The organism is Mesorhizobium sp. ORM8.1 (assembly GCF_053005525.2).
The window spans coordinates 135,223-149,058 of record NZ_JBRKPX020000002.1; the positions used below are offsets into that span (position 1 = coordinate 135,223).

Sequence of the window (13,836 nt, forward strand, 5' to 3'; positions counted from 1 at the left end):
CGCATCCGTCAGTGGCGGATTTCCACGTAGCGGGTAGAAAGATCCCGCCAAGCTGAAGCGCCCGCGGCTGGATTGGCACACTGAAAACAGGAGCGGCCCGGCGTCTAACCATCGGGGCGCCGCCACAAAGATCCAGCGTCGATGCCGAACGGCGATTGGCCCGCTCTGGAGCGGCGCAAGAACGACGAGCACGCGGGTCGGCGATGCCCCGCGGGCGACGGCCTTTGGCTCGCTTGCCTCGCTGGCAAGCGAGCCAGCCTATCAGAGTTGCCCTTTGCAGCCTGCGCTAAAAGCACGTCGCGATTTAAGGGATTCAGGATTCCCCTTGATTTGAGTTCATGATTCATTGCGGTTGAAAGGAGACCGCGATGGGCAAGCCGCTACCGCTTGAGTTGCGTCGGCGTGTTGCTGCGTATGTCGATGAGGGACATGGCCACCGCGAGGCTGCGCGCCATTTCCGTGTTTCGCCTCGCTTCGTGACGCTGGATGAGCTTTGCGTCGAGTTGGAGGAGCGTGGGGTGAACGTGCACCGCTCCAATGTCGGGCGCCTGCTCCAGCGCCTGGGGCTCAGTCATAAAAAAACTCTACAGGCCAGCGAGCAACAGCGGGCCGACGTGCGCCAGGCGCGTGAACTATGGATGGGGCGGCGAAAGCGCTTCTTCAACAAGGCTTTGGCGCGGTTGATCTTCATCGATGAGACGTCGACCAACACCAAGCTGACCAAACGCACAGGCTGGGCGCCGAAGGGCGAGCGCTTCAGGACGCATGCACCATTCGGCAAATGGCAGACGCAGACCTTTATCGCCGGGCTGCGATGCCACGGTCTTGTCGCGCCATGGATCGTCAACGCGCCGATGAATGCCGCCATCTTCGAACACTACGTCGAAACGCAGCTCGCTCCCGAACTGTCGCCCGGCGATATCGTCATTCTCGACAATGTCGGCTTCCACAAGAACGAGCGCGCCGCACAACTGGTTCGCCAAAGGGGCGCCTGGCTCCTGTTCTTGCCGCCATACTCGCCCGATCTCAACCCGATCGAGATGGCCTATTCAAAACTCAAGGCACGGCTGCGAAAGAAGGCGGCCAGAACCTTCGACGCACTCTGCCAAGCTCTCGGCGATATCTGCCACCTGTTCGAGCCGGCCGAATGCAGAAACTTCTTCAAAGCTGCCGGATATGAGGCCAATTAATCGCGACACGCTTAGAACGCGCGCGACCGTTATCGCGATAGCACACGCAACCGCCCAGCGGGGGTGCATGCCGCTGTCCCGGCTTCGATCAGAATTGTAGGATCATTTGCATTGCTTCGACAGCCGCCCGACTGAGCGGCCGCGACGTATCGCTGCTGCACCCGCCAGGTCGATGAAAAATCAAGGGGGCCAATCAGGTTTGCGAGACGTCGCTCCATTCCTGGAACACGGCGGGGGGGCATTGGGCTGGCTCTGGCGGCTGCCATGTGTTGCCAGATACCCCGTCAGCCAGTCGGGATCCATCTGCGGTACGGAAGCAAGCAATTGCTCGGTGTAAGGAGCATGCGGCGGCGTGAAGATTTCATCCTTGCGCCCTTGCTCGACAATTTTCCCGGCCTGCAGAACGACGACCTCGTCGGCGATCGCACGGACCGTGGCGATGTCATGCGTGATGAAAAGATACGAGACCCCGGACTCCTTTTGGACGCGCATGAGTGTCTTCAGGATGTTCTCCTGCACGATTTGATCGAGGGCGGAAGTTATCTCGTCGCAAATGATCAGTTGCGGATTGGCCGCCAATGCCCGCGCGATGGCCACCCGCTGCTTTTGCCCACCGGAGAGCTCGCCGGGACGGCGATGCAACAATCCCAGCGACAGTTCCATCATGGACATCAGTTCGAAAAGGCGCTTGCGTTTGGCCTCACCTTTTAGATTGAGGAACGCAGTGAGCGGCCGGCCGATGAGCCACTCGACGGAATGCTTGGGATTGAGCGCGGTATCTGCGGATTGGTAAATCAGCTGCACCGCGCGGCGAAGATCGACGTCCCTCTGCTTCAGCGAGCCGGGTAGCACATTTTTTCCCAACCTGATCTCGCCAGAAAGAGGCGGCAGAAAGCCGGCTATCACGCGGCCAAGGGTCGATTTGCCGGATCCGGACTCTCCCACCAGTGTAAGCGTATGACTACGATCGACCCGCATGGACACGCCATCGAGAACCTTGATGTGGCCGTAGGCGGCCGAAAGGTTGTCGATCGAAAGCAATGGCTCCGACGCCGCCGCCGGCGTGTGATCGAGTTTACGGACTGCCCAGAGCGACCGGGTGTACTCTGCCACGGGAGATGACAGCATTTGCCTGGTCGGCGCCTCCTCCTCGATCTTGCCATCCTTGAGCACGATGATGCGGTCCGCCATCTGGGCGACGATTGCCAGATCGTGGCTGATATAGATTGCCGATGTGCCAAGATCGGCAACGGTCGAACGGATCGCCGCTAAAACCTGGACTTGGGTCGTCACGTCCAAGGCCGTCGTCGGCTCGTCGAAGATGACGACATCGGGGTCGGTCATGAGGGCCATGGCCGTCATGATTCTCTGGAGTTGGCCGCCCGAAACCTGGTGCGGGTAGCGCTGGCCGATTGTTTCCGGGTTAGGCAGGTCCAGCTTGCGAAAAATTTCGACCGCCCGCTTTTCGAAGTACGCCCTGGTGTATTCGCCCGTCTGGGTTGCTCGCTCGACGGTTTGATCAATCAGCTTGAGCGCGGGGTTAAACGATGCGGCCGCGCTTTGCGCGACATAGGCGATGCGGCTGCCGCGAATTTTACGCCGCTGCGCCTCCGAAAGTCCAAGCAGATTAACTCCGTCGAAAACGACCGATCCGCCGCAAAAACGGCACCCCGGACGCGAGATGCCGAGCAGGGCGAGTCCGATCGTCGACTTGCCCGCGCCGGACTCGCCGATCAACCCTATCACCTCGCCTCGTTTCACATTGAAGGAAATCCCATGTAGAATCGGATGGATGTTACGGTCGGAAACGGCTTCGACCTTGAGATCCTGGACTTCTAGGATCGCCCTTTCTTTCATTCTAGACATCGTCGCGCAATCCACTGGCCAGTTGCAGTTGCCAATCTACGACGAAGTTGACCGATACCACCAAGAGTGCGATCGCCCCGGCGGGCACCAAGGGCGTGACGTCGCCGTAGCCGATAAGGATAGCATTCTCTCGCACCATCGAACCCCAATCAGCCAAAGGAGGCTGAACGCCCAGCCCAAGAAACGACAATCCGGAAATCGTCAGAAGAACAAAGCAGAACCGGACACCGAATTCTGCCACCAGCGGCGCCGATATATTGGGAAGCACCTCTTGGAACAACAACCGCCAAAGCGGCTCGCCGCGCAATTGGGCTGCTTCGAAGAATTCCAACTCAACAACGTTCATCGTAACTGCGCGACCGAGCCGGAAGAACCGGGTAGAATCCAACGCCGCGATGATCAAAATCATGTTAAGCGTGGACGGACCCGAAATCGAAAGCAGCACCAGCGCGAAGATCAGCTGCGGTATGGAGATCAGGACATCGACTGCACGGGACAGGACTTGGTCGAACCATCCCTTCACGACCGCCGCTAGCATGCCGAGCGTCGCGCCGAGACCGAGCGCCATCACCGTGGTGACCAGCGCGATGACGACCGAGTTTCGTGTCCCGTAGATCAGGCGCGAAAGCATGTCGCGGCCGAGCTGGTCCGTTCCGAGCAAGTATTTGGCGCCCCATGGATCGAAAGCCGCATCGGAGACGACCTGCCCTTCGCCATACGGCGCGACGAAATTGGCAAAGATCGCCGTCAGCAGGAGCAGAGTAACGACTACCAATCCGAATAACGCCGAAATCGGCGCTGTCGCTATTCGCCGCCAGCTTCGGTACAGCAGGCCCGGCCTGAACGAGCCCATGGTTTCGGTTGTCTGCATATGACCCCCTGTCATTTCGGGTAGAGCAGACGAGGATTGGTGGCGATCGTCACCACATCCGCCAGCATGTTGACTACGATATAGGTAGCAGCGAAGATAAGCGTGCAGGCTTGCACCACGGGATAGTCACGGTTGCGCACCGCATCGACCATCGTCTGCCCGATGCCAGGATACACGAAAATCACCTCGACGATCACGACGCCGACGACAAGATAGGCCACGTCGAACGCTATGATGCTGGATATCGGAGCCCACGCATTTGGAAGCGCATGCCGGGTGATGATCTTGAGCGGAACGATGCCCTTGCAATGGGCCATCTCGATATAGGGCTGGGAAAGAAGGTTGACCAGCGACGCCCTGGTCATGCGCGCGATATGGCCGATGGTCGCGATGGCCAGCGTCGCGATCGGCAGCGTTAATGAGCGGGCATAGGTCACCGCGTCCGAGCTGCCGTGAAGCGATGACAAGGCGGGGAACCACCTCAGCTTCACCGCGAAAAGCAAAACCATGAGATAGGCGATGAAGAACTCTGGACAGGCGATCGTCGTCATGGTGATGACGCCAATGAGCTTTTCGCCGGCCGAGTTTCTATACATCGCCGACAATATGCCTATGGCGACGGCGATAGGCACCGCGATTATGGCGGTGATGCCTGCCAGGATGACGGTATTGTAAAGACGGGGACCGACGATGCCTGCCACCGTCCGCACATCGCCGGTTTGCGACATCAGCGAAAATCCGAAGTCGCCGCGCACAACGCCCCACAGCCATGTGAAATAGCGTATGTAACCGGGCTGGTTCAGCCCCAGCGATTCCCGCATGGCGGCCAAGCTTTCCGGTGTCGCGTCGCGGCCCAGGATGGCGGCGGCGAAATCGCCCGGCAGGGCGTTTGTCATGGCAAAGATCAGGACGGAAACGACTAGCAGTGAAATAAAGGCGAGCCCGATGCGGACCGCCAGCATCCGGAGCACCAATTTACCCATCGCATGCGACCCGCGACGTCAGAAACAATGAACCTATCAATCCGTCAAATCCTCTGGCTTCGAATCCTGAGCACAACATTGGGGCCGACATTTGCACCTTGGTCCAATCAGCCTGACACCGGCGACTTTGGGGAGCGGCGTTTGGGAAGGCAAGTGAATCATTTTTAATATGGCCGAAAAAAAGTTTGTGGTCCGGATTGGCGGATGAGGGCACCATGAAGCGCCGCAAGAAAAGGCGGCCGTTTCGTGGGGATCAGACGCGTGCGGGAGATGGAAATGGATCATGGCCACCGGGACAAACGCATATTGGATGCGGTCGAACAGTCTCGCGATGCGCTACTTGGCGCCGTGTCGGAAGCGGTCAGAATCCCAAGCGTCACCGGTACCGAGGGACCGGCCGCGATGTTTTTTGCCGATGTGCTTAAAGGCTTGGGCGCGGACTGCCAGTTGGACAGGGTCACCGATGCTTTCATGCGGCAAAACACCTCCTGCAGCAGCGAAACCGATCTTGGCAACCGGCCAAATGTCTATGGATGGTTCCGGGCCGCCGGCAGCATTTCACCGCCGATCGTCCTGAACGGGCATGTGGATGTCGTCCCGCCTGGGGATGCGCACCTCTGGACGCATCCGCCGTTCAGCGGGGATCGCGAGAACGGTGTCATCTGGGGGAGAGGCAGTGCCGACATGAAGGGCGGGTTGCTCTGCGGCATATTTGCCGCCAAAGCGCTTCAAACCGCCGGTATCCCGCTCAGCCGCGATATTCAGGTCCAATGTGTGGTCGGTGAGGAATCGACCGGAATCGGGACGAGATACGCTCTCGCCTCGCAGCCACGGCCGGCGGCGGCCATCGTTCTTGAACCGACCGAGAACAATGTGGTGTCGACATGTGGCGGTTCGATGCATTTCGAAATCCAGGCGTTTGGTCGCGCGGCCCACACATCGGTTTCTTGGACAGGTCAAAGCGCCATGGAAAATCTTTGGCGGCTATACCATGAATTGAAGGGCTGGGCCGTCTCGAAGCGAAATCCGGTGACGCTGCCGAAAGGCATCCGATGGCCCAGGCACGATCCGTTCGCGATCGGACGTTTCGAGGCGGGAGAATGGCTGGCCACCCTGCCCGAGACTGCGCGCATGTTCGGCAGGATAGGCGTCCACCCGTCTCAGACCATCCAAAGCGTCAAGACGGGATTTGAGGAGGCGCTTGCCGAAATCTGCGCCAACGAGGCCTCGCTGAAGGATAAACCTGCAAAGGTCCGTTGGCTGGACGAAGGGCTCGCCTCATGGTCGACCCCGGTCGGCGACGATCTGGTCCAGGCCTTCATCCTCGCAAACGCCTCGGTGGGCCAATCGGCCGAGCCTCACGGCGCCACTTACGGAAGCGACGCCGGTACATTCGCGCTGGCAGGCATACCCACGGTGCTTTTTGGACCCGGCCGCATTGTCGACGCCCATATCGTGGATGAGCACGTTTCGGAGGAAGCGCTGATCGATGCCACGCGCACGATCGCATTGGCGCTGTCGCGGCTCGCAGCTCCGGACCAGGCGGCCTAGGTGTCTGGTCCCAGAGTGTGGGGATCAGTCAAGCTGCCCCCTCATTCAGGGATCAGCTATGGGACAGATACTCCACGGCAGTGCCACGACCACGCACACCATCCGAGCAGCGATACAGCGATCGAAAGCTCCGCTCAAAGAACCCGCCACGCAGCACGGTCTAAATCGGAAAACTGTCGCCAAGTGGCGCAAGCGGACCTTCGTCCACGATGCGCCGATGGGTCCGAAGACCGTACGCTCCACCGTTCTGACGGCCGAGGAGGAGGCGATGATCATCGCCTTCCGCAAGCATACACTGCTGCCTCTGGATGACTGTCTCTATGCGCTGCAAGCGACGGTCCCGCACCTGACGCGGTCGTCCTTGCATCGTTGCCTTCAGCGTCACGGGATCAGCCGCCTGCCCGAGGTCGCCGGCGACAAGCCAGCCAAACAGCCCTTCAAGCGCTACCCAATCGGCTATTTCCACATCGACATCGCCGAGGTCCGAACCGAGGAGGGCAAGCTCTACCTATTCGTGGCAGTGGATCGGACCTCGAAGTTCGCTTTCGCCCGGTTGATGCAGAAGGCGACCACAGTCACCGCCAGAGCTTTCCTCGACGAATTGGTCGAAGCCGTCCCCTGCAAAATCCACACCGTGCTCACCGACAACGGCATCCAGTTCGCCGACCTGTCCAAGAACCGGGATGGCCCGACCACGCGCTGGCGCGGCCACCCCTTCGACCGGACCTGCTGGAAGCATGGCATCGATCACCGTCTCACCAAGCCCAACCACCCATGGACCAACGGCCAGGTCGAACGGATGAACCGGACGCTGAAAGAGGCAACCGTCCGGCGATATCACTATGAGACCCGACAACTTGAAAATCACCTTGCCGCCTTCACGAAGCCATCTGCACGGCATGGGCCAAACAGCCAGATCGCTTCCGCATCGATCCGGTCCACTTGACCTCGGGACTGAACAGCCGCTGCTTTAAGCGCCACCGCGCGCAGGAGTTCCTGAAATTCCTGCGCGAGATCGAGGCCAATGTCCCGGCTGACCTCGATATCCACATCGCCATGGACAACTACACCACCCACAAGACCAGCACCGTGCGCGCCTTCTTCCTCAAGCGTCCCCGCTGGCATATTCACTTCACACCGACAGCGGCCTCATGGCTCAACTAGGTCGAACGCTTCTTCGCCAACCTGACCGACAAGCAGATCAGGCGCGGCGTCCATGGGTCGACACAGGAGTTGGAGACGGCAATCAAAACCTACATCGAAGCCGTCAATGCCGATCCAAAACCCTTCAGATGGACCAAGTCGGCCGACGATATCCTCAACACCATCAAGCGCTTCTGTCTGGCTACGCTTCAAGTCGCACAACACCAAACCGAAATGGCTCAAACTTCGGAATCAGGACACTAGGCTGTAGTGACAATTTAACGGCTTGGGATTCCCATCGAGCGTCAAATCAGATTCAAGGCTGACTTTTGGAGGTCGGCTTTGGAAGGTGAAGTTCTACGCGACGATCAGAGGGAGCAGATCGAGCCATTTGTGCCCGGTGGACGTAAGGGCAAGCGCGGGCCTCGTAGCAATGGCCGTCGCTTCTTCGATGCGCTTTTATGGATCGCTCGCTCTGGCGCACGCTGGCGCGACCTGCCGGAGCGGTTTGGTCCGCATCAGAGGGCAAAGCGACGTTACTACCGCTGGATCGAAGCAGGTGTGTTCGACCGCATGTTCGAAGCGATCAGCAGCGATCCAGATCTGGAATGGCTGATGATCGACGCAACCGTTATCCGCGCTCAGGCCCAGGCTGCAGGGGCCCGGCGCAAACGTATGGCCCGCCCCGGTTGCAAGCGACGATTGGGTGACGACGTGAGCAGTCTGCACAAACGTATCCGGCATGTCGGCGTGAAAGCCGCTGCCAAGATGGACATCCGCGCGTCCCGATCCTCATAAAGGGGCCGGCCTCGAGGGCCATTTTGCGCCGGAGGCTTTCGGGACACCGATCGACTGTCAGGCCATCTTCCTCTCACCACTCGCAGTTCGTCGCGCCCGGCGGGGTTTTTGCCGGACGCGTGTTCTATGTGCCTCAGGCCGCCGTCCCTCGCGTGGCCTCGTAGCTCCGCCCGTGGTGCAGCAACGCCCAGACGGTTCGCGCCATCTTCGCAGCCAGTGCGACGACCGCGACATTGGGATGGGCGCGGGCGAGAAGCGCACGCAGCCACGATCCGATCGCCGTGTCGCTCCTGGCCAGCGAGGGCATGGCGGATCGCGCGCCCTGGATCAGCATCTTGCGCAGATACCTGCTTCCGCGCTTCGTGATTCCCAGCAGCTTCGGCCTGCCGCCGGTAGTGACCTGGCGGGGCACGAGACCCAACCATGCTGCCAGGTCGCGCCCCTTGGCAAACGTCGCTGCGCTGCCGACCGCGGCCACGAGCGCGGTGGCGTTCAGCGTTCCGATGCCGGGAATGCCTGTCAGCCGTCGGGCCCGGTCGTCGGTTCGGGCCATGGCTGCGAATTCAGCGTCAAAGGCGGCGATGCGGCGGTCCAACTCCTCCCAGCGTGTGCGCATGTCTTCCAGCAGGAACGCCATGCGCGGGCTCAACGCGTCCACGCCGGAATCCAGCAGTTCACCGAGTAGGAGGCGCAGTCGGGCGTGGCCCTGCGCCACATGTGCCCGCGCTCCAAAAGCAAGCTCCTGATCTGGTTGGTCAGCGAGGTGCGCTCGCCAACCAGGCGGTCGCGCACTCGATGTAGCGTCTGAACGTCGAGTTGCTCCTCGCTCTTGAGTTCGACGAAAATCATGGTTGGCTGGGTCGCAGCTTCGGCGATCGCCTCGGCGTCACGGTCGTCATTCTTCTGCGCCTTGACGTAAGGCCGCACATACTCCGGCGACATCAGCCGAACCTTGTGTCCCAGCGCCGCCAGCGACCGGCCCATGTGATGGGCGCCGCAGCAGGCTTCCATCGCCATCGTGCAGAGCGGTAGCTTTGCGGCAAACGCAATCACGCCATCTCGGCGCATCCGCCGTCGCACGACCACCGACCCATCCGCGTCGAGGCCGACGATGCTACAGCTGTTCTTGCCCAGGTCGATGCCGAGGATCACTATGCTCATGGTCCGTTCCTTCCTTTCTGAACACCGACATCCTACACAGATGTCGGCGGGAGGGGCGGGCCATCCATAAAGGGGGATCTGAAGCCCAGGCTCTCGGCCGCTCGCGTGGCGGGTTCGGCACCAAACTCCATGCCGTCGTAGATGCACTCGGCCTGCCGGTCCGCTTCGAGATCTGCCCCGGTCAGCAAAACGACATGGCACCTGCCTGTGGTCTGGTCGAGGGGCTTGCGGCCCGCCAGGTGATCGCCGATCGCGCCTATGATGCCGATCGGCTGCATGATGTGGTCCTTGACCAAGGCCGCGAACCGGTCATCCCGCCGCGGCGGCATCGCAAATACCAGCACAGCTACGACAAGATCGCCTACAAAAATCGCTGGGGCATCGAGGCGTTCTTCGCCAAGCTCAAACTGTGGCGGCGCATCGCAACGCGCTACGACAAAATCGCCGCCAACTTCCTCGGCTTCGTCAAACTCGCAGCCATCATGCTTTGGCTCAAATGATTAAATTGTCACTACAGCCTAGAGCCTTTTCATGCTTGGATGGAACTGTTCTGCCGGCGGAAGCCCACCCAAGATGGAGGGTTTGGCAGGTTGATGTGGTGCGTCGGCCGCCATATGGCGCATCGCGTTACTGTTCGTGGACCGACTCGCCAAAAGAAAACAGAATTCTCCTGCTCACCGCAGTTGACACGTCCGTCGGCGATCAAAGCCCGACGCGGCGCGCATCGTTCTGATCTCAGCCGGCACTGTAGCAGCCGCGCTCGATCGCCAGCCGTCGCACCAGCGCCAACACCGCGTCGATGGTCGGCGTCGGCTGACCCGAGAGGCGGCCGAGTTCCTGGACGGCGCCCACCAGCGCGTCGATCTCCATCGGGCGGCCGCGCTCCAGGTCCTGCAACATTGAGGTCTTGTGGTCGCCGACGTCGCCTGCGCCCTTGATGCGCTGGTCGACCGGAAGCAGAAACCGCACGCCAAGCTGTTCGCCGATACGCTGCGCTTCCAGCATCATGGCGCGGGCGACGGACTGTGTGCCGTCGTCGGCAACGATTGCCGCCAGCGTGCTGCCGGTCAGCGCCGAGATCGGATTGAAGGAAAGATTTCCCCAGAGCTTCACCCAGATTTCCGAGCGTATGTCCTCGCGTACCGGTGCCTGGAGCCTGGCCCGCACCATTTCGCGGGCCAGCGCAGCGATGCGCTCGCTCTTTTCGCCCGAAGGCTCGCCCAGCGAAAACCGGGTGCCCTCGACATGGCGGATGAGACCTGGCGCATCCACCTCGACCGCTGGATAAACGACTGAACCGATGACGCGCTCGGGCCCGATGCGCTGCCAGATCTTTCCTGTGTGATCGACAGCCTGCAGCTGCGTCCCTTCCAGCGCGCCGCCGGCCTTGTAGAAATACCACCACGGCACCCCGTTCTGCATGGTGACGACAGCCGTCCTCTCGCCCAGCAACGGGGCGATCTCGTCCAAAGCCCACGCAAGCGAATGCGCTTTAAGCGCCAAGATCACGTAGTCCTGCGGGCCGAGTTCCTCGGCGCGCATCGCCGCCCGTACCCGTGCGATCGTTTCCTGGCCGTCCTCGACCAGTCTCAAACCGCCGGCTTTGATAGCCTCAAGATGCGCGCCCCGGGCAACGATGGACAGATCGACCTGACCCGCGATTGCCAGCTTGGCGGCGAGATAACCACCGATGGCGCCGGCGCCGAATATTGTAATGCGCATCAGCCGAGCCCGAGCTTGGCGGCAAGGCCGATGCGCTGCAACTTGCCCGTCGCCCCTTTGGGAATCTCGTCCAGGATCACCACCTTGCGCGGCACCTTGAAGTCGGCGAGACGGGTCGCCGCAAACTGACGAATATCAAGCTCGCTTGCGCTCTGGCCTTCTCGCAGCACAATTGCCGCAGCCACCTCTTCGCCGAGCTTCTCATGCGGGATGGCGAAGGTGACGACCTGGGCTACCGCCGGATGATCCATCAACACCCCGTCAACCTCGAGCGGCGATATTTTTTCCCCACCCCGGTTGATGATCTCCTTGAGTCTGCCCGTGACGCGCAGGTAGCTGTCCTCGTCGAACATGCCTTGATCCCCGGTATGGAACCAGCCATGGGCGAAGGCGCTTGCATTCGCCGCGGCATTTTTCTCATAGCCGCCCGTCACATTCGGCCCGCGAATGACCACTTCGCCGATCTCGCCGATCTTGAGCAGCGTTCCGTCCGGTGCCATGATGGCCACTTCCGGTCCGGCGGCAGCGCCGACGCTGCTTGGTTTGCGCTTGTCCGGAGGCAGCCGATTGGATGTCATCTGATGCGCCGCTTCGGTCATGCCATAGGCCTCGATGACCGGGCAGCCGAAGGTGGCTTCAAGTTCGCCCATGACCTGCGCCGGCAAGGAGGCCGACGACGATCGGATGAAGCGCAATTTCGCCTCGGCGAGCTGGTCGGGATTGCGCGCGGCTCGCGGCAGGATCGCTTGATGCATGGTGGGCACCGCCGTGTACCAACTCGGCTTGGCTTCGGAGAGCCACTGGAAGAAGCGCAGCGCGTTGAACCCCGGCGTGCAAAAGACGCTGCCACCGGCTGCCAGCGACGACAGCACCGCGGCAACCAGACCGTGGATGTGGAACAAAGGCATGATGTTGAGGCAACGGTCGGCAGCGGTCAGGCCGAGCGTGGCGCCGATATGTGCAGCCGACGCCGCGAGATTGGCATGGCTGAGCGGGACGAGCTTAGGGCGGGAGGTCGTTCCGGACGTATGCAGGAGAAGCGCGGTCTCGCCGGCACTCGCCAGACCGGACGTGACGGCCGGCCCGACCGGGTCGCCCTCGATGGTGAAGACGCCCGCCGACGCACCGTCCGGCACCACCAGTCTCAGAACCGGGATGCCGAGGCGCGAGGCGGCCTCGATCGACGGCCCCGCTTCGTCCCGGCCGACGAGAATGGCTTTGACGCCTATGTCGCTCAGACAAAAGTCGAGTTCGTCGGCCCGGTAAGCGGGATTGAGCGGCGCGCTTGACGCCGCCGATGCAACCGACAGGAAACCCGTCGCCATTTCCGGCCCGTTCGGCAAGACGATGGCAACACGGTCGCCACGTCCAATGCCCAGTTCGTTGAGCCGCGCGACGGTATCGTGGATAAGACGGCGTAAGCCGCCATGCGAGAGGGCCGCCCGGTCGGGGGCTACAATGGCCGGTGCGTGGTCCTCGCCATGAACTGACATATTGACCAAGGCTTGCATCCTCTTTCCATAGTCTTCAATCATTCGCGTCCGGATCTGTGAAGACCCGGACGCGATGTAACACGATATAGTCAATTGAGACGGGCGCTACTTGCGCAAACGAAAGTTGTTGCCGGCAGGCGTTACTTGTAGTTGAATACCTTCTCGGCATTCTTCCAGAGGAGCTTTTCGATGACCTGCGGCTTCAGGTTCAGATCCTTCAGCTGGTCAAAAGCCTCTTTATGCTTCACGAGGGGGAAATCCGAACCCCACAGGACCTTGTCTTGTCCCCAGGAATTAAGGAACTTGACCATCTCCGGCTTCCAATATTTCGGCGCATAAGCCGATGTCCCGAGATAGACGTTTGGATGTTTCGAGGCGATTGCGATGGCTTCCTCGACCCACGGCCAACCCGTGTGGGTGCAGACGATCGTCAGTTCGGGGAAATACAGCGCGATCCTGTCGAGACGCGCCGGGCGGCCGTTTTCGATCGGCATGAAATCGAGCGTATGCCCCATCGAAAAGACGGCGGGCACGCCCAGTTCCACGCATTTCGCATAATACGGAAAATAATTGGCATGCTCCGGTCCGAGGTCGAAGCCATGCGGATGCACATGGATGCCGACGAACCCGTATTCCTTGACCGACTTTTCGAAATGCCTGACGCCACGCAGCGCTTCGAAAGGATTGACGCCATATAGCCCGTAGGCGATTCCGGGCAATTGCTTTGTTACTTCATAAACTTCTTCAGGCGTGACGTGCAAGTAAGGCCGTTGGAAACGATAGCTCCAACCGTAAAACGAAGCGATATTCGTTTTGCCGAGGCCCACTTCGTTAACATACTTGCGAAATTCTTCGACCGTCATTCCTTTAAGGGTCTTGGCGCGGCCGAGGCTTTCGAAGACCGCCAGCTCCTCTTCATCGCCGAGAAAGTGCTTCTCGATCGACTCGGGAGTGAAAAGATGGCCGAGAATATCGATAGGTTTTCCCATCAGACGTATTTCCTTCGCAATTTGTATCTTTTGTCTTCGTCAACACCCATGCCGATCAAGGCAGCGGGA

At 60.6% G+C, this 13,836-nt stretch carries 8 protein-coding genes and 5 pseudogenes; 6 read left to right on the forward strand and 7 right to left on the reverse strand.

Translation table 11 applies throughout. The features are described from left to right. Positions 1-368: 368 nt before the first annotated feature. On the forward strand, positions 369-1,190 hold the full coding sequence (locus ACVDG8_RS37485; protein ID WP_447250445.1) for an IS630 family transposase: 822 nt from the start codon (positions 369-371) through the stop codon (positions 1,188-1,190). A 180-nt stretch (positions 1,191-1,370) separates the two neighbouring features. Here ACVDG8_RS37485 and ACVDG8_RS37490 read toward each other — a convergent pair whose 3' ends face one another. Genes ACVDG8_RS37490 through ACVDG8_RS37500 form a run of 3 tightly spaced genes read right to left on the reverse strand, consistent with a single transcriptional unit; the run spans position 1,371 to position 4,889 of the window. Beyond that, a complete protein-coding gene (locus ACVDG8_RS37490; protein WP_455707928.1) occupies positions 1,371-3,056 on the reverse strand; it encodes an ABC transporter ATP-binding protein in 1,686 nt (561 codons plus the stop codon). After that, a complete protein-coding gene (locus tag ACVDG8_RS37495; RefSeq protein WP_447250655.1) occupies positions 3,049-3,927 on the reverse strand; it encodes an ABC transporter permease in 879 nt (292 codons plus the stop codon). The genes ACVDG8_RS37490 and ACVDG8_RS37495 overlap by 8 nt, the downstream gene beginning before the upstream one ends. Positions 3,928-3,938: 11 nt before the next feature. After that, a complete protein-coding gene (locus ACVDG8_RS37500) occupies positions 3,939-4,889 on the reverse strand; it encodes an ABC transporter permease (RefSeq protein ID WP_447250656.1) in 951 nt (316 codons plus the stop codon). Between the two features lie 297 nt (positions 4,890-5,186). Here ACVDG8_RS37500 and ACVDG8_RS37505 point away from each other — a divergent pair, with 297 nt between their 5' ends. The 4 genes and pseudogenes from ACVDG8_RS37505 to ACVDG8_RS37520 form a co-directional block, all read left to right on the forward strand. After that, positions 5,187-6,461: a M20 family metallopeptidase gene (locus tag ACVDG8_RS37505; protein WP_447250657.1), complete on the forward strand. Its 1,275-nt coding sequence runs from the start codon at positions 5,187-5,189 to the stop codon at positions 6,459-6,461. 58 nt (positions 6,462-6,519) lie between these two features. Continuing rightward, positions 6,520-7,424: pseudogene (locus tag ACVDG8_RS37510) on the forward strand (IS481 family transposase); the annotation flags it as partial. Then, positions 7,425-7,868, forward strand: a pseudogene (locus ACVDG8_RS37515) (transposase); the annotation flags it as partial. A 78-nt stretch (positions 7,869-7,946) separates the two neighbouring features. After that, positions 7,947-8,279, forward strand: a pseudogene (locus tag ACVDG8_RS37520) (IS5 family transposase); the annotation flags it as partial. Between the two features lie 256 nt (positions 8,280-8,535). On the opposite strand, the pseudogene ACVDG8_RS37525 reads toward ACVDG8_RS37520, so the two are convergent. After that, positions 8,536-9,563: pseudogene (locus ACVDG8_RS37525) on the reverse strand (IS110 family RNA-guided transposase). A 62-nt stretch (positions 9,564-9,625) separates the two neighbouring features. Here ACVDG8_RS37525 and ACVDG8_RS37530 point away from each other — a divergent pair. Then, positions 9,626-10,063: pseudogene (locus tag ACVDG8_RS37530) on the forward strand (IS5 family transposase); the annotation flags it as partial. Positions 10,064-10,298: 235 nt separating this feature from the next. Here the strand turns inward: ACVDG8_RS37530 and ACVDG8_RS37535 are convergent. The 3 genes from ACVDG8_RS37535 to ACVDG8_RS37545 form a co-directional block, all read right to left on the reverse strand. Beyond that, positions 10,299-11,285, reverse strand: coding sequence for a 2-dehydropantoate 2-reductase (locus ACVDG8_RS37535; RefSeq protein WP_447250453.1), 987 nt, complete (start codon positions 11,283-11,285; stop codon positions 10,299-10,301). Further along, positions 11,285-12,796, reverse strand: a complete 1,512-nt coding sequence (locus ACVDG8_RS37540) for an acyl--CoA ligase (protein WP_447250454.1) — start codon at positions 12,794-12,796, stop codon at positions 11,285-11,287. Before ACVDG8_RS37540 ends, ACVDG8_RS37535 begins: the two co-directional genes overlap by 1 nt. 122 nt (positions 12,797-12,918) lie before the next feature. Beyond that, entirely contained in the window at positions 12,919-13,767 is an 849-nt protein-coding gene (locus ACVDG8_RS37545) for an amidohydrolase family protein (protein WP_447250455.1), read from the reverse strand. Between the last annotated feature and the right edge of the window lie 69 nt (positions 13,768-13,836).

What these genes read in the sequence shown, in the direction of transcription:
- ACVDG8_RS37490 (WP_455707928.1), bottom strand. Translation starts at nt 3,056, where the DNA reads ATGTCTAGAATGAAAGAAAGGGCGATCCTAGAAGTCCAGGATCTCAAG.
- ACVDG8_RS37500 (WP_447250656.1), bottom strand. Translation starts at nt 4,889, where the DNA reads ATGCTGGCGGTCCGCATCGGGCTCGCCTTTATTTCACTGCTAGTCGTT.
- ACVDG8_RS37495 (WP_447250655.1), bottom strand. Translation starts at nt 3,927, where the DNA reads ATGCAGACAACCGAAACCATGGGCTCGTTCAGGCCGGGCCTGCTGTAC.
- ACVDG8_RS37540 (WP_447250454.1), bottom strand. Translation starts at nt 12,796, where the DNA reads ATGCAAGCCTTGGTCAATATGTCAGTTCATGGCGAGGACCACGCACCG.
- ACVDG8_RS37485 (WP_447250445.1), top strand. Translation starts at nt 369, where the DNA reads ATGGGCAAGCCGCTACCGCTTGAGTTGCGTCGGCGTGTTGCTGCGTAT.
- ACVDG8_RS37535 (WP_447250453.1), bottom strand. Translation starts at nt 11,285, where the DNA reads ATGCGCATTACAATATTCGGCGCCGGCGCCATCGGTGGTTATCTCGCC.
- ACVDG8_RS37545 (WP_447250455.1), bottom strand. Translation starts at nt 13,767, where the DNA reads ATGGGAAAACCTATCGATATTCTCGGCCATCTTTTCACTCCCGAGTCG.
- ACVDG8_RS37505 (WP_447250657.1), top strand. Translation starts at nt 5,187, where the DNA reads ATGGATCATGGCCACCGGGACAAACGCATATTGGATGCGGTCGAACAG.